Below are 14,988 nucleotides of genomic sequence, written 5' to 3' on the forward strand. Positions count from 1 at the left end.
ATTCCGACGATCAGAACAATTAGCCAACTTGACACTTCATCATTGCGATATATGGAATAATTCCATGGATCGTCTGGAAGCCATGCACGTCTTCGTCACAGTCGCCGACCTGCACGGCTTTGCGCCGGCAGCGCGGAAACTTCGGCTGTCGCCCTCGGCGGTGACCCGGCTGATCGCGGCGCTGGAGGAGCATCTCGGCGCGCGGTTGCTGCAACGGACCACACGGCAGGTGAGATTGACCGACGTCGGCACGCGCTATCTGGAACGCGCCCGGCGGATCCTCGCCGATGTCGAGGAAGCCGACGGCTCGGCGCGCGAGGAGCGCAACCGGCCGAGCGGGCGTCTGGTGGTATCGGCCCCCGTCGGCTTCGGCCGGCTCCATGTCGGCCCTGTCATGACCGACTATCTCACGCGTTATCCGGAAGTCGCTTGCGAACTCAGGCTGTCGGACAATCTCGTCAACCTGGTGGAGGACGCCGTCGATGCCGCGGTGCGGATCGGTCATCTCGCCGACTCCTCGCTGGTCGCGCGCCAGGTCGGGGAGATGCGGCGGATCACGGTGGCCACGCCGGGCTATCTGAAGCGCCATGGCGAGCCGAAGACACCTGAGGCGCTGCGCGAGCATCAGACCATCCTGTTTGGTCCGGCAACGGCGTGGCGCTTCGCGCAGGACGGCCGTGACATCGAGGTGATGCCAGCTCCGCGATTCACCAGCAATAGCGCCGACGCCGCCCTGCAATATGCCGAGGCCGATGGCGGCATCACGCGTGTGCTGGCCTATCAGGCCGCAGACGGCCTGCAGCGCGGGCGGCTGAAGATCCTGCTGGAGACATACGAGCAGCCGGCGCTGCCGATCCACATCGTCTATCCGACCTCGCGCCTGCTCTCGGCCAAGGTGCGCGCGTTCATTGATCTCGTGGTGGAGACGACGCAGTGGAGGTTTGGCTAGATTTCGGCACCACGCGGAACGTGCCGCTGGCCCGCGCGATCACGACGCCATCGGCCTTGATCAGGCTCTGCGCGAAACAGATCATCTTGCCGGTCTTGATCACGTCGCTCTCGATCGAACACCATTGGCCGATCTCGGCAGAGCCGACGAAGTCGATCGAAAGCGATACCGTCACGAACGAAATGGTCCGACCCGTCGCCTGCGCGCAACTGTAGCCCATGGCATTGTCGGCGAGTGCGGTGATGAGGCCGCCATGGATCAGGCCACGGCCGTTGGTGTGCGGCCGTGCCAGACGGAGGCCGATGATGACGGCGCGATCGGTTTTCTTCGCGTAGAGCGGCTCCCAGGGTTCGGTGAGCGGGCTCTTGCGAGAGAGCGGCTCGAAGCCTTCGGGGAAGTCGGTGTCGGTCATGTGGGCCTCACGTTGCTGATTGCCAGCATTGAACGCGATGGACGTGACGGACGCATCAATGACAAAGTTTTAAACGGGATTTGCGCGGATGTTTGAAACGCACAACATCGTCACAGCAATGACGAAGAGGCGGCGCCGTCCCTCAGAACGGCAACCCCACGTAATTCTCCGACAGCGACGTCATCGCGGCCTGCGATTGCGTGACATAGTCGAGCTCGGCGACCTGGATGCGTACACCGATGCTGCCGTTGTCGGGGAATTTGTGCAGCATCGAGGTCATCCACCAGGAGAAGCGCACGGCCTTCCAGACGCGCGCGAGCGCCCTGGCCGAGTAATCATCGATGCCCGCGTTCGATTTTTCGTCGTAGAACTCGCGGAGCGCGCTCGAGAGATAATGCGCATCGCTGGCGGCAAGGTTCAGACCCTTGGCGCCGGTCGGCGGCACGATGTGGGCGGCGTCGCCACACAGGAACAGCTTGCCGAAACGCATCGGCTCGGCGACGAAGCTGCGCAAGGGCGCAATGCTCTTCTCGATCGATGGACCGGTGACGAGATTGTCGGCGGCCTCCTGGTCGAGCCGGCGCTTCAGCTCGTCCCAGAAGCGATCGTCCGGCCATTGATCGACATGGTCGTCGAGTGAGCACTGCACGTAGTGCCGGCTGCGCTTCATCGAGCGCATGGTGCAGAGCGCAAAGCCGCGAGCATGGTTGGAATAGATCAGCTCATGGCTGACCGGCGGCGTTTCGGACAAGATGCCGAGCCAGCCGAACGGATAGACCCTCTCGAACTCCTCGATCGCCGAGGCCGGGACGCTGGCCCGGCTGACGCCGTGAAAGCCGTCGCAGCCGGCAATAAAATCGCAATCGAGCGTCTGAGTGACGCCGTCCTTGACCCAGGTTACGCGCGGGTGACTGCCATCGAAGTCATGCGGCTGCACGTCCTTGGCTTCGTAGACGGTGGAGAGGCCGGCAGCTTTCCGCGCATTCATCAGGTCGAGCGTGACCTCGGTCTGCCCGTAGATCATGACCGTCTTGCCGGTCGCGCCCTTCATGTCGATGCGGTGACGGCGGCCGGCAAAGGCGAGTTCGATGCCTTCATGTACCAGGCCTTCCGCATGCGCCCGTGCGCCCGCGCCGATCTGATCGAGCAGCCCGACCGTTCCCTCCTCCAGCAGGCCGGCGCGGATCCGTCCCAGGACGTAATCCGGGCTCTGCCGCTCGAGAATGACGTTGTCGATGCCATATTCATGCAGAAGTTGCCCAAGCAACAATCCTGCCGGCCCGGCTCCGATGATTGCGACTTTTGTCCGCAATACTTGCTCCTCCCGATCCTGTAGGCTTTCGTCGCGGCTCGCTTGTCGCACCGATCCGCGCGGGATAATTATATCATATAACGGTTGGGCAAAAGGGGAGGCTGGTCGCCCGGGGGGGGCGACAAATCCGTGCAACATCGCTGACGTAGATGAAGCGCCAGTTCCGGCTTGAATGCGCCGGCCAATTAGATAACATGTTAACTAACGAGACCGGGCCATCGAAGCCCGCCGTCACAAAGAGGGAGAGACACGTGATGAGGAAAGCCTGTCTGGCTTTGCTGCTGGCAGCAAGCGTGACGCCTGCGTTCGCGCAGGACAAGACCTTCGACCTGAAGGTCTCGCATTGGGTACCGGCATCGCACCCGCTGCAAAAGTCCCTGGAAGACTGGGTCGCCGCGGTCAATAAGGATTCTGGCGGCACCATCACGGGCAAGGTGTTTCCGGCTCAGCAGCTCGGCAAGGCGTTCGATCATTACGACATGGCGCGCGACGGCATCGCCGACGTGACCTACGTCAATCCCGGCTACCAGCCCGGCCGCTTCCCGATCATCGGCGCCGGCGAATTGCCGTTCCTGATTTCTGACGCCAAGGGCGGCTCGATGGGGCTGGACGCCTGGTATCGCAAATATGCCGAGAAGGAGATGAAGGACGTTAAGTATTGCCTCGCCTTCGTCCACTCGCCCTCCTCGTTCCATTCCCGCACAAAGAAGATCGTGATGCCCGAGGACGTGAAGGGCATGAAGATCCGCCCCGCCCACGCCACCATGGCGAACTTCGTCACCTCGCTCGGCGGCACCAATGTGCAATCTTCAGCGCCTGAAGTGCGCGACATCATCGAGCGCGGGGTGGCCGATGCTGTGACCTTCCCCTGGGGCTCGCTCGTGCTGTTCGGTATCGACAAGGTGACCAAGTACGACATGGATGCACCGCTCTACACCACGACCTTCGTGTTCGTCATGAACAAGGACAAGTACAATGCGATGTCCGACAAGCAGAAGGCCGCGATCGACAAGAACTGCTCGACCGAGATGGCGGGCGTGGTCGGCGAGCACTGGGGCAAGTTCGAGGACGCCGGCATCGACAAGGTGAAGGCGGAGTCCGATCACGAAGTCTACAAGCTGACCTCCGACCAGACCGCCGCCTGGAAGAAGGCCGCCGAGCCGCTGGTCAAGACCTGGGGTGATGGCGCCAAGAAGGCCGGCATCGATCCCGACGCGGCGCTCGCGGATCTGAAGGCGTCGCTGAAGAAATACAACGCGCTGGCGGAATAGGTTTTCACTTCGACAGAAGCGGCGGCGGGAATCCTCCCGCCGCCGTTGTCCTGCATACCCGAGGGCCTCCACCCATGAAGCGCTCCTGGATGGACCGCGTGATCGATTCGATCGAATGGATCGCCGCCGCGTTCGTCGGCATCGTCGCGCTCGACATCTTCCTGTCGGTGCTTTTGCGCAACACGTTGAACTATTCGATTCCCGACAGTTTCGACATCGGCCGCATGCTGCTCGGCATCCTGATCTTTTGGGGCATCGCGGCGACCTCGTATCGCGGCACGCACATCACGGTGGACCTGGTCTGGGGCAATGTCGGGCCGCGCTACCAGCGCTGGATCGACGTGTTCGCGACGCTGGTGCTGCTGTTCGTCGTGACCGTGCAGACCTGGACGCTGTTCGACAAGGTGCGCGGCACCTACAACGACAATGTTCTGACATTCGACATGCACATGCCGACCTGGCCGTTCTTCGCGATTGCCTGGATCGGCGACGTCTCGGCTGTGCTGCTGATCGCGATCCGCACCTACCGATTGATCTTCCATCCCGAAGACATGCACGATCCCAAATTGAAGGCGACGGAGTAATCATGAGCACCGATGCCGTCGCCGTTATCGGCTTCGTTTCCCTGTTCGTCCTGATGCTGCTGCGCGTGCCCGTCGGCATGGCTATGGGCCTCGTCGGCGTGTCCGGCTTCGCCTACCTCGTCAACGGGACGGCGGCGCTGAAGCTGGTCGGCCAGACCTCGATGCGCACCGTCACCGACTATACTTTTGGCGTCATCCCGATGTTCCTGCTGATGGGCTCGTTCGTCAGCAATTCCGGCATGAGCCGCGAGCTGTTCCGTGCCGCCAACGGTTTTGTCGGACATTTGCGCGGCGGCCTCGGCATCGCGACCGTCGGCGCCTGCGGCGGCTTTGCCGCGATCTGCGGCTCGTCGGTCGCGACCGCCGCGACCTTCTCCGCGGTCGCATACCCAGAGATGCGCCGCTTCGGCTATCCGCAGTCGTTTGCGACAGGCGTGATCGCCGCCGGCGGCACGCTGGGTGCAATGCTGCCGCCCTCCACCGTCCTCGCCGTCTACGGCATCATCACCGAGCAGGACATCGGCAAGCTCTTCATCGCCGGCATCATCCCCGGCCTGTTGGCGATGACCATGTACATGATCACGATCTTCCTGATCGGCTATCTTCGCCCCGACTTCCTGCCCAAGGGCAAGGTGCTGCCCTGGCGCGAGCGCTTTGCCGGCCTCAAGGACATCTGGGCGCCGGTGCTGCTGTTCGTATTCGTGATCGGCGGCCTCTACGGCCTGCCGTTCCTGCCGCGCTTCACGCCGACCGAGGCCGGCGGCGTCGGCGCCACCGGCGCGTTCATCATCGGCGTTGTCACGGGACGGCTCGACCGCGAGAAGATTTTGGCCTCTCTGCTCCAGGCGACGCGCACGGCCGCCGCGGTGTTTACCGTTCTGATCGGCGCACTGATTTTTGGCTACTTCCTGACGGTGACGCAGACGCCGCAGAAGGTGACGGAGTTCCTCACCGGCCTGGGTCTCGGCCCCTACGGCGTGCTCGCGCTCATCATGCTGATGTATCTCGTGCTGGGCTGCCTGATGGACGCGATGGCGATGATCATCCTGACCGTGCCGATCATCTTCCCCGTCATCACGCATCTCGGCTTCGATCCGATCTGGTTCGGCGTCATCATCGTGATGACGGTCGAGCTCGGCCTGATTCATCCGCCGGTCGGCATGAACGTCTTTGTCATCAAGAGCGTGGTGAAGGACGTCTCCTTCTCCACGATCTTCAAGGGCGTCATCCCGTTCGTGGCAACGGATCTGGTACGCCTGGTGATCCTGATCGCCTTCCCGCTGCTCGCCACATGGCTGCCGACGCGGATGATGGCGCACTAGAGGTGATGCGATGACCGCGCCGACGCTCGAGACGAAATACGTCTTCACCATCACCGCGAGGATCGGCGACGTTGTCACCGCCGGCGAGACCGGCATCGGCGTCCGCCGCATCATCCCGATCATCGGCGGCGAGGTGAAAGGCGCGATCTCAGGCAAGGTGCTGCCGTTCGGCGCCGACTTCCAGACCATCCGCCCCAACGAGCTGATCGACCTCGAGGCCAAATACGCCTTCGAGACCGACGACGGCGCAATCGTCTATGTCGAGAACAAGGGCATGCGCTTCGGTCCTGTCGAACTCTTGCAAAAGCTCAAGCGCGGCGAGCCTGTTGATCCCAAGCTGATCTATTTTCGCACCGTGCCGAAGTTCGAGACGGGGCACGAGAAATATCGCTGGCTGATGGAGCACATCTTCGTGGGCTCGGCCGCACGGCACGCCGATCGCGTGGTGATCGACGTGCATCAGGTGGTGTGAAGCGGTCCCCCGTCGTCATCGCGAGGAGCGAAGCGACGCAGCAATCCAGACTGTTCCCGCGGCAACGATCTGAATTGCTTCGATTCGCTCGCAATAGCAATGACGGAGAATTTTGCAGGAACGGCGTTTTACAACACGCTCCTGGCCCTGGCCGTCGCGCGACACCGGGCGGCTCAAGGGGGCGCCGGCGCCATTATACGCCGTCCATCCATATTGACTCCCGCAGAATTCGTTATACAACATAACTATTCTGACAAGGACGCAAATGACACAGGGAAACGCCGAGACCGCTGGTGCGGGCGCCTCCGGGCTGCTTCAAATCGAGAGGGTGAACCGGGTTCTGACCGTGGGTCTGAACCGCCCCGCCAAGCGCAATGCGCTCAATGACGGCATCATCCTCGAAATCGGCAAGTATTTTTCGTCCCTGCCCGAGGATGTCGGCGCGGTGGTCATTCACGGCATCGGCGACCATTTCTCCAGTGGCCTCGACCTGTCCGAGCTCCAGGACCACGACGCCACCGGCGGCCTGCTGCATTCGCAGATGTGGCACCGGGTGTTCGATCGTATCCAGTATAGCCGCGTCCCCGTCATCGCCGCGCTGAAGGGCGCCGTGATCGGCGGCGGGCTGGAGCTTGCCTGCGCGGCGCATATCCGCGTCGCCGAACCTTCGACCTATTTTGCCCTGCCGGAGGGGCAGCGCGGCATTTTCGTCGGCGGCGGCGGCTCGGTGCGGCTGCCGCGGCTGATCGGTGTCGCCCGCATGATGGACATGATGCTGACGGGCCGCGTCTATAGCGCCACCGAAGGCGCGTCCTACGGCTTTGCGCAATATGTCACCGAGGCCGGCAACGGTCTTGCCAAGGCGCTGGAGCTTGCGACCAAGATCGCCTCCAACGCGCCGCTGACGAATTTCGCCGTGCTGCAGGCACTGCCGATGATCGCGGAGGCCAATCCGCAGACCGGCCTGCTGATGGAGTCCCTGATGGCCACTGTCGCGCAGAGCGACAAGGAGGCAAAACGCAGGATCCGTGAATTTCTCGAGCACAAGACCGCCAAGGTAAAGCCGAAGTCATGAGCGCACAGCCGTCCTCTTCCAGCACAGAGCGCGGCGCGAGCAATTCTCCGCTGCGACCGATCTCGTTCGGCGATCCCGCCGTCGACATCGAGCGTCGCGCCGATGGCACGATCTATCTGCGGCCGAGGCAGCCGCTTGGCGACTATCCCGTCCGCATCACCGACCGCCTGCATCATTGGGCGGCGACGACCCCAGACCGCATCTTCATGGCCGAACGCGAGGGCGGCCGCGGCTGGCGCAAAATCACCTATGCTGAACTTCTGACCGCGAGCCGGCACATTGCATCCGCATTGATCCAGCGCGGCCTGTCGGCGGAGCGGCCGGTCGTCATCCTCTCCGGCAATTCGATCGACCACGCTCTGCTTGCCTTCGGCGCGTTCTATGCCGGCGTTCCGTTCTGCCCGGTGTCACCGGCCTATTCGCTGGTGTCGAAAGATTACGGCAAGCTGTCCTACCTGATGAAGCTGCTGACGCCGGGCTTGGTCTTCGCCGAGGACGCCGACAAGTTCGCGGACGCGCTCGCTGCCAATGTCTCGCACGGCACCGAAATCGCGGCGTCCTATGGCAGCGTGCCAGGCCGCGACGTCACGCTGCTGGCCGATCTCATGGCGACACCCGTTCGCAGCGATCTCGACGCGGTGCACGGCAAGATCGGCCCCGACACGATCGCGAAATTCCTGCTGACCTCGGGCTCGACCGGCAATCCCAAGGCCGTCATCAACACCCAGCGCATGATCTGCGCCAACCAGGTGATGCTGCGCGAGACGCTCGCCTTCCTCAAGGACGAGCCTCCCGTCATCATCGACTGGCTGCCCTGGAACCACACCTTCGGCGGCAACCACAATATCGGGCTGACGCTCTACAACGGCGGCTCGATGTATCTCGATGCCGGCAAGCCGATGCCCGGCGGCATCGAGGAGACCGTGCGCAATCTCCAGGAGATTTCGCCGACGGTCTATTTCAACGTGCCCAAGGGCTATGAATCGCTGCTGCCCTATTTGCGCGACGACCAGGGCCTGCGCGCAAAGTTCTTCGACCGGCTGCACGCGATGTTCTTCTCCGGCGCGGCGCTGTCGCCTTTCGTCTGGAACAGCCTCGACGAACTCGCGGTGAAGGAGAAGGGCTATCGCGTGCCGATGCTGACCGGACTGGGCGCCACCGAGACCGCGCCCTTCTTCATGTCGGTCAATCCTCGCACCAGCCGCTCCGGCCATGTCGGCCTGCCCGTATCAGGCAACGACGCCAAGCTGGTGCCGAACAACGGCAAGCTCGAAGTCCGCGCCAAGGGGCCGAACGTGATGCCCGGCTACTGGCGACAGCCCGACATCAGCGCAAAGTCCTTCGACGAGGAGGGATTTTACAAGATGGGCGATGCGCTCAAACCCGCCGATCTCAACGATCTCAACGCCGGCTTCGATTTCGACGGCCGCGTCAGCGAGGATTTCAAGCTTGCGAGCGGCACCTGGGTGAGCGTCGGCCCGCTGCGCGCGCGCCTCACCGCGGCTTGCGCGCCCTTGGTGCGCGATGTCGTCATCGCCGGCATCAACCGCGACGAAGTCTCCGCACTCGTCGTCCTCGATCTCGACGGCTGCCGCCTGGTCAACCCGACGCTGCCAGCCGACGATCTCACCGTCACCGCGCGCGACCGCCTTGTGCGGGAGGCTTTTCGCGAGCGCCTGACACGTTTCCTCACCCAAGCCACCGGCTCCTCGACGCGGGTCACACGCGCGATCCTGATGGACACGCCGCTCTCGATCGACAAGGGCGAGGTCACCGACAAGGGCTCGATCAACCAGCGCGCGGTGCTCGAGCATCGCACCGCATTGATCGACGAGCTCTACGCTGCCAATCCATCGGACCGTGTGATATCGGTCGGCTGAGAACTTATCGAAGGAGAACGCCATGTTGTTGAAGGATCAGGCAGCCATCGTCACCGGCGGCGCATCGGGACTGGGCGCTGCGACCGCGCGCAAACTGGCGGCGCAAGGCGCCAAGGTCGCGGTGTGCGATCTCAATGCCAAGCTTGCGGAAACCGTTGCCGCCGAGATCAAGGGCGTCGCCGTCACCTGCGACGTCTCCGACGCCGCCTCGGCTGAAGCCGCGATCGCGCAGGCAACCAAGGCCCACGGCCCCGCCCGCGTGCTGGTCAACTGCGCCGGCATCGGCGTGGCAAAGCGCGTCGTCGGCCGCGACGGCCCAATGGCGCTCGCCGATTTCGACAAGGTGATCAAGGTCAATCTGATCGGCACCTTCAACATGCTGCGCCTTGCCGCGACCGAGATGTCCAGGCTCGAGCCGCAGGCGAGCGGCGAGCGAGGCGTCATCATCAACACCGCCTCCGTCGCCGCCTATGACGGCCAGATCGGCCAGTCGGCCTATTCGGCTTCGAAGGGCGGCATCGTCGGCATGACCCTGCCGATCGCACGCGAACTCGCCCAGTTCGGCGTTCGCGTGCTGACCATCGCGCCAGGCCTGTTCCTCACGCCCCTGCTCGCCAATCTGCCGCAGGAAGCCCAGGACTCGCTTGCCGCCGCGATCCCTTTCCCGCGCCGTCTCGGCAACGCCGACGAGTTCGCGGCGCTCGCGCTGCACATGGTCGAGAATTCCTACCTCAACGGCGAAGTGGTGCGCCTCGACGGCTCGCTGCGCATGGCGCCCAAGTAGGACGCGAAAACGCATGTTCGTGAACCGGCGCGACGTCCAGATCCAGTGGGGCGACTGCGACCCCGCCAACATTGTCTACTACCCGCGTTATTTCGCGATGTTCGACGATTCGACGTCGACCCTGTTCGAGGTCGCCGGCTTCTCCAAGCAGGACCTGGTCCGCAAATACGGCCTGGTGGGCATCCCCATGGTCGACACGCGGTCCAAGTTCTATATCCCCTCGACCTATGGCGACTGGATCACCATCGAAACCAGAATCGAGAGCATCAAGCGCTCGAGCTTCGAGGTGAAGCACAACGTCTACAAGGGCGAAGCCCTGGCCATCGAAGGTTTCGAGACCCGAGTCCTGGTTGGCCGCGATCCCGACAACCCCGACAGACTGAAATCGGCGCCATTCCCTCCGGAAATGGTAGCCAAATTCACAGGAAGCTAAACTCCGGAGCTAAATCGCCGCATCACCGAAAGACGGGGCTGAATTCATCCCCGATTTCTGCTTTCAAAGAAAAACGTCAAGGGAGGAATTGATGAAACGCTTTTACCTGACCGCCGCCATCGCGGCAGCGACGCTGGCGCTGCCGGCCCTGCCCGCACTGGCCCAGACCAACGAAATCACCATCGGCATCAGCGTCACCACCACGGGCCCTGCCGCCGCTCTCGGCATTCCCGAGCGCAATGCGCTGGAATTCGTGCCGAAGGAGATCGGCGGCGTGCCGCTGAAGGTGATCGTGCTCGATGACGGCGGCGACCCGACCACGGCAACCACGAACGCGCGCCGCTTCGTCACGGAGTCCAAGGCCGACATCATCATGGGCTCGTCGACGACGCCGCCCTCGATCGCGGTCTCCAACGTCGCCAACGAAGCCGGCATTCCGCATTTCGGCCTCGCGCCATTCCCGATCACGCCGGAGCGTGCCAAGTGGTCGGTGTCGATGCCGCAGCCCATTCCGATCATGGGCAAGGTGCTCTATCAGCACATGAAAGCCCACAACGTGAAGACGGTCGGCTATATCGGCTATTCCGATTCCTACGGCGACCTCTGGTTCAACGACTTCAAGGCCCAGGGCGTGCCGATGGGCATGACCATGGTCGACGAAGAACGCTTCGCGCGACCCGACACGTCCGTCACTGGACAGGTCCTGAAGCTCGTCGCGGCCAATCCCGACGCGATCCTGGTCGGCGCATCGGGTACGGCGGCCGCGCTGCCGCAGACCGAGCTGCGCGATCGCGGCTACAAGGGCCTGATCTACCAGACCCACGGCGCTGCCAGCATGGACTTCATCCGCATCGCCGGCAAAGCCGCCGAAGGCGTGCTGATGGCGTCCGGTCCGGTGATGGATCCGGAAGATCAGCCCGACAGCGCCCTCACCAAGAAGCCGGGTCTGGCGCTCAACACCGCCTATGAAGCCAAATACGGCCCGCACAGCCGCAGCCAGTTCGCCGGCCATTCCTACGACGCTTTCGAGGTGCTGAAGCGCATCATTCCGACCGCACTGAAGACGGCCAAACCCGGCACGCCGGAATTCCGCGAAGCCATTCGCCAGGCCTGGCTGACCGAACGGGACATCGCGGCAAGCCAGGGCGTCTACAACTTCACCGAGAAGGATCGCTACGGCCTCGACGATCGTTCGCGCATCCTGCTCACGGTCAAGGACGGAAAATACACGCTCGCGAAGTAAGCGGCGAAAGTCCCCTGAAACCACGAGAGCCGGCCCATTGGGCCGGCTCTCTTCGTTCGCGCGTACCGCTCCCGCGTCAGGCTGCCTGCCGCAGCGGCGTCCAGGCGAATTCCGGATAGTAGCTGTCCATCATCCGGTCGACATAAGCAGTGAGGTTGGGAAATCCTTCCGCGCGCTCGCGCAGGCCGGATTCGAAGAACGGCGTCAAGATGCCAGCTAGGGCTCCGAACGCGGTCGCGTCCACGCCGCAGGGCCTGTTGCCCATCAGATAGGATTTGTCGCCGAGTTGCACCGACAGCGCGAACAGCGAACGGACCGCGAGATCGACATCGTCGTCGGGGGCGTGGCGGCCGAGGCCGGAGAGCAGATAATTCTCGGCGACGCGGAATTGCGCGTCTTCGCGCAGCTTCTCGCGGTTGTGCTCGGGCGCGCCGTCGAAGAAATGCGCAGGCCCCTTGGCGAAATTGGCGGCATCGACCCAGCGTGCACCGACCAGCGCCCAATAGACGTGATGCTCGATCATGCGCTCGAACGCCCAGGCTTGCGCGCGCTCCTGCAAGGAGAGGCCGGCGTCGAAATCGAAGCCGTAGCGGCGCTCGATATGCGCGCGGATGAAGGTGGAATCGGACACCGCTTCGCCGCCGTCATCTATGAAAGGCAGCTGGCCCTTGGGGGAAGCCGGCGGCATCGCCCGCTCCTTCCGGTAGGGCAGTCCCGCCATCTTGAGCTGTACCTCGGTCTTGGTAACGAAGGGGCTGATTTCCGGCAGGCCGAAGCCCGTGCCAAAACCGTAAAGCGTGATCATTGAAGCTCTCCTGAACCTACCGAAAGAGTTGACGGAACCTAGTGCCGGGCTGCTGCCACCATGGTGGCAGCAGCCGTGATATCTTCTGCGAAACGGGCCCCCCGCCAGGCGCGGCCCATCACATGGCGGACCAGCGCGCCCGCAGCCTGGATCAGCGAGCGTGTCAGCACGGTCGCGAGCGCAACGCGGAGATCGACGATCGTGAGATCGAAAAACGTGACGCGGCTGAAGACTTTGGCATGCAACGACGCTTGCGCCCGCCACAACGGACCGACCAGGCCGAGATGGATTGGAGTGATCATGGACAAATCCTCTTCAGTCGATGTGTTGTCCCGGTATAGAACTCCCCTGCTGCCAACATCCTGTCAGCAGCCACGCGCCGTTGTCTGATCCGCCCCCGATGAGAGAATTGTCATGAGACGCGCCGACCGGCTGTTTCAGATCATCCAGGTGCTGAGGCGCACCCGTAAGCCGCTGACGGCGGACGCGATTGCCGCCGAGCTCGAGACCTCGAAGCGAACGATCTATCGCGACATCGCGACGCTGATCGGCCAGCGCGTGCCGATCCGCGGCGAAGCCGGCATGGGCTACATCCTGGAGAAGGGTTTCGACCTGCCGCCGTTGATGCTGACACCCGACGAGATCGAGGCGGCAGTGCTTGGCGCGCAATGGGTCGCGGGCCACGCCGATTCCACGCTCGCGCGTGCGGCCGAGGATTTGATGGCCAAGATCGCCGACACCGTGCCGGAACGGCTGCGCCCCTTCGTGCTGGAGCCGGCGAGCCGGGCGCGACCGAGTTGGAACAGGGAGCCGGATCGCCTCGACATGGCACGCACGCGCACGCAGATCCACGAAGGCAAGAAAATCATGCTGCGCTATCGCGACGAGCAGGGCCGCCCCAGCGAGCGCATGATCTGGCCGATCTCGGTCGGCTATCTCGAAGCCGTTCGCCTGCTCGCGGCGTGGTGCGAGCTGCGCAGCGACTTCCGCAGCTTCCGCACCGACCGCGTCGTGGATGCGACCTATCTCGACGAAAGATATCCGGAAAGACGCGACGTGCTGCGCGCGAAATGGCGACAGAGCCTGGTCTGGGGACCGCCGAAGGACACATGACGCTGATGAAGGAGACCGATCTGTCGAGCTGTTGCCAGAGCTGCGGCGCCTGCTGTGGCTATTCGCAGAACTGGCCGCGCTTCTCGATCGAGAGCGACGAGGAGCTCGCGCTGATTCCGGAAGCGCTCGTCAACGCGCGGCAATCCGGCATGCGCTGCGAGGGTGATCGCTGTTCAGCGTTGCAGGGAGAGATCGGCAAGGCGACCGCTTGCGGCATCTATGCGGTGCGGCCGGAGGTGTGCCGCACCTGCATGCCGGGTGACGCCGAATGCGCGATGGCGCGGCGGAAGTTCGGGCTGCCGTCGATAGAGACCGCTTAGGCCGGAACGGCTTCGCTGATCTCGTCGTCGATCTCGTCCTCGAGCGGTGCGAGCACCGAGAGCGGCTTGGTCGACAGCGTGATCGGCTTGCGGCCACCCGACACCGATGGTGACGGTTTGGTCGAGCCTTCGCGCGACAGCGCATAGAGCGTCGAGCCGACACGCCCGCCGTTCTCGATCAGGTCGCGCTCGCTGCAGCTGCTCGCTATCGCGACGGCCAGCGAGTGCAGATGGCTGCGGCGGTAGCAAAACAGGGCCAGCCTGGCGCGGACGTCAGGGGAAACACTCTCAACCAGCCTCGGCAGGCCGCCTTCATTGGCGCGGTACATCTCGCCAAGAAGCTCGTCACGAACCGGGCAGAAATCGCTTTCAAAAGCGTCGCGGCTTGAAAACATTGCAGTTCTCCCTCGTGTGCGGAAGATGCAGCGCAATTCTCTAATGAAAGGTTAACCACCCTGGGCGGTAGTCACCCGGTGTCCTTGCCCTTATGCCGCGAATCAGAACGCAACCCTACCGGGTCGATTACGGATCACCGTGCTTCGTGGAGCCTGCCCCTGGCGGACGCCTCAGGATGAGGTCTGGGGCCTAGTTCGCCGCCATGAAGATCGAAAGGCCGAAGCCTGTCAGGTGATGCAGCGCCTGGTCGACGCCGATCAGTGTCCAGAACCAGGGGTGCTCCTGGTTGACGCCACAATTGGCCGAGACCAGGCCCTTGGCCCGATCGATCGTGATGTGGATGACGAAATCGATCAGCGCCACGAACCAGAATTTCGGCGCGACGATCAGGATCAGCGGCAGCGCAACCGCAAGATGAATCAGGCAATGCACCAGAAGCGGCAGCGCCCAGCCGTGCTTCTGGTCCTTGCCGTGCGCCATCCAGGCCGTTTGCAGGACGAAATCGGCGATGATGTGCTTGAAGGTAAGCAGCAACATCCAGCCAATGAGCGCTTCAATCGGAACCGCCGATGACAGGGGTGGAAACGACAAAGCTGACGCCCTCGTTGACTCGAAAA

General features: G+C 63.3%; 18 protein-coding genes. 12 read left to right on the top strand and 6 right to left on the bottom strand.

Annotated elements, in window-relative coordinates; translation table 11 throughout:
- Nucleotides 1-64 precede the first annotated feature (64 nt).
- Nucleotides 65-949 carry a LysR family transcriptional regulator gene (locus QY049_RS13515; RefSeq protein WP_194478187.1) on the top strand — a complete coding sequence of 295 codons (885 nt, stop codon included), beginning with the start codon at nt 65-67 and terminating at the stop codon, nt 947-949.
- On the opposite strand, the gene QY049_RS13520 is transcribed toward QY049_RS13515, so the two are convergent.
- Nucleotides 906-1,361, bottom strand: a complete 456-nt coding sequence (locus tag QY049_RS13520; protein WP_258764013.1) for a PaaI family thioesterase — start codon at nt 1,359-1,361, stop codon at nt 906-908. The genes QY049_RS13515 and QY049_RS13520 overlap by 44 nt on opposite strands.
- Before the next feature lie 142 nt (nt 1,362-1,503).
- Complete coding sequence (gene pobA / locus QY049_RS13525; RefSeq protein ID WP_258764014.1) at nt 1,504-2,673, bottom strand: 4-hydroxybenzoate 3-monooxygenase; 1,170 nt, start codon at nt 2,671-2,673, stop codon at nt 1,504-1,506.
- A 254-nt stretch (nt 2,674-2,927) separates the two neighbouring features.
- On the opposite strand from pobA, the gene QY049_RS13530 reads away from it, so the two are divergent.
- From QY049_RS13530 to QY049_RS13570, 9 genes are all read left to right on the top strand, one after another.
- A complete protein-coding gene (locus tag QY049_RS13530; protein WP_258764015.1) occupies nt 2,928-3,944 on the top strand; it encodes a TRAP transporter substrate-binding protein in 1,017 nt (338 codons plus the stop codon).
- Between the two features lie 74 nt (nt 3,945-4,018).
- Nucleotides 4,019-4,528: a TRAP transporter small permease gene (locus QY049_RS13535; RefSeq protein WP_258764016.1), complete on the top strand. Its 510-nt coding sequence runs from the start codon at nt 4,019-4,021 to the stop codon at nt 4,526-4,528.
- Nucleotides 4,529-4,530: 2 nt separating this feature from the next.
- Nucleotides 4,531-5,850, top strand: a complete 1,320-nt coding sequence (locus QY049_RS13540) for a TRAP transporter large permease (RefSeq protein WP_194478191.1) — start codon at nt 4,531-4,533, stop codon at nt 5,848-5,850.
- 10 nt (nt 5,851-5,860) lie between these two features.
- The gene (locus QY049_RS13545; protein ID WP_258764018.1) at nt 5,861-6,322 is read left to right on the top strand and encodes a DUF3237 domain-containing protein; all 462 of its coding nucleotides are present in this window, start codon (nt 5,861-5,863) and stop codon (nt 6,320-6,322) included.
- Nucleotides 6,323-6,587: 265 nt separating this feature from the next.
- Complete coding sequence (locus QY049_RS13550; RefSeq protein ID WP_258764019.1) at nt 6,588-7,397, top strand: crotonase/enoyl-CoA hydratase family protein; 810 nt, start codon at nt 6,588-6,590, stop codon at nt 7,395-7,397.
- Entirely contained in the window at nt 7,394-9,277 is a 1,884-nt protein-coding gene (locus QY049_RS13555) for a feruloyl-CoA synthase (protein WP_258764020.1), read from the top strand. Before QY049_RS13550 ends, QY049_RS13555 begins: the two co-directional genes overlap by 4 nt.
- Nucleotides 9,278-9,299: 22 nt before the next feature.
- Nucleotides 9,300-10,061 carry an SDR family NAD(P)-dependent oxidoreductase gene (locus QY049_RS13560; RefSeq protein ID WP_194478195.1) on the top strand — a complete coding sequence of 254 codons (762 nt, stop codon included), beginning with the start codon at nt 9,300-9,302 and terminating at the stop codon, nt 10,059-10,061.
- Nucleotides 10,062-10,074: 13 nt separating this feature from the next.
- Nucleotides 10,075-10,494: a thioesterase family protein gene (locus tag QY049_RS13565; protein ID WP_194478196.1), complete on the top strand. Its 420-nt coding sequence runs from the start codon at nt 10,075-10,077 to the stop codon at nt 10,492-10,494.
- 91 nt (nt 10,495-10,585) lie between these two features.
- A complete protein-coding gene (locus QY049_RS13570; RefSeq protein ID WP_258764021.1) occupies nt 10,586-11,737 on the top strand; it encodes an ABC transporter substrate-binding protein in 1,152 nt (383 codons plus the stop codon).
- A 76-nt stretch (nt 11,738-11,813) separates the two neighbouring features.
- Here QY049_RS13570 and QY049_RS13575 read toward each other — a convergent pair whose 3' ends face one another.
- Together QY049_RS13575 and QY049_RS13580 are read right to left on the bottom strand one after the other, a co-directional pair.
- Complete coding sequence (locus QY049_RS13575; protein WP_258764022.1) at nt 11,814-12,542, bottom strand: glutathione S-transferase family protein; 729 nt, start codon at nt 12,540-12,542, stop codon at nt 11,814-11,816.
- 38 nt (nt 12,543-12,580) lie between these two features.
- Nucleotides 12,581-12,844, bottom strand: a complete 264-nt coding sequence (locus QY049_RS13580; RefSeq protein WP_194478199.1) for a hypothetical protein — start codon at nt 12,842-12,844, stop codon at nt 12,581-12,583.
- A gap of 112 nt (nt 12,845-12,956) precedes the next feature.
- Here QY049_RS13580 and QY049_RS13585 point away from each other — a divergent pair, with 112 nt between their 5' ends.
- Together QY049_RS13585 and QY049_RS13590 are read left to right on the top strand one after the other, a co-directional pair.
- Nucleotides 12,957-13,655, top strand: a complete 699-nt coding sequence (locus tag QY049_RS13585) for a YafY family protein (RefSeq protein ID WP_025575324.1) — start codon at nt 12,957-12,959, stop codon at nt 13,653-13,655.
- On the top strand, nt 13,652-13,975 hold the full coding sequence (locus QY049_RS13590) for a YkgJ family cysteine cluster protein (protein ID WP_246755647.1): 324 nt from the start codon (nt 13,652-13,654) through the stop codon (nt 13,973-13,975). The genes QY049_RS13585 and QY049_RS13590 overlap by 4 nt, the downstream gene beginning before the upstream one ends.
- On the opposite strand, the gene QY049_RS13595 is transcribed toward QY049_RS13590, so the two are convergent.
- Both QY049_RS13595 and QY049_RS13600 read right to left on the bottom strand, forming a co-directional pair.
- Nucleotides 13,972-14,370, bottom strand: coding sequence for a hypothetical protein (locus QY049_RS13595; RefSeq protein ID WP_194478201.1), 399 nt, complete (start codon nt 14,368-14,370; stop codon nt 13,972-13,974). The genes QY049_RS13590 and QY049_RS13595 overlap by 4 nt on opposite strands.
- A gap of 190 nt (nt 14,371-14,560) precedes the next feature.
- A complete protein-coding gene (locus QY049_RS13600; RefSeq protein WP_246755648.1) occupies nt 14,561-14,908 on the bottom strand; it encodes a DUF3307 domain-containing protein in 348 nt (115 codons plus the stop codon).
- Nucleotides 14,909-14,988: the final 80 nt, after the last annotated feature.

The sequence above is a fragment of the Bradyrhizobium sp. WYCCWR 13022 genome (assembly GCF_030435535.1).
In the GTDB taxonomy this organism is placed as follows: domain Bacteria; phylum Pseudomonadota; class Alphaproteobacteria; order Rhizobiales; family Xanthobacteraceae; genus Bradyrhizobium.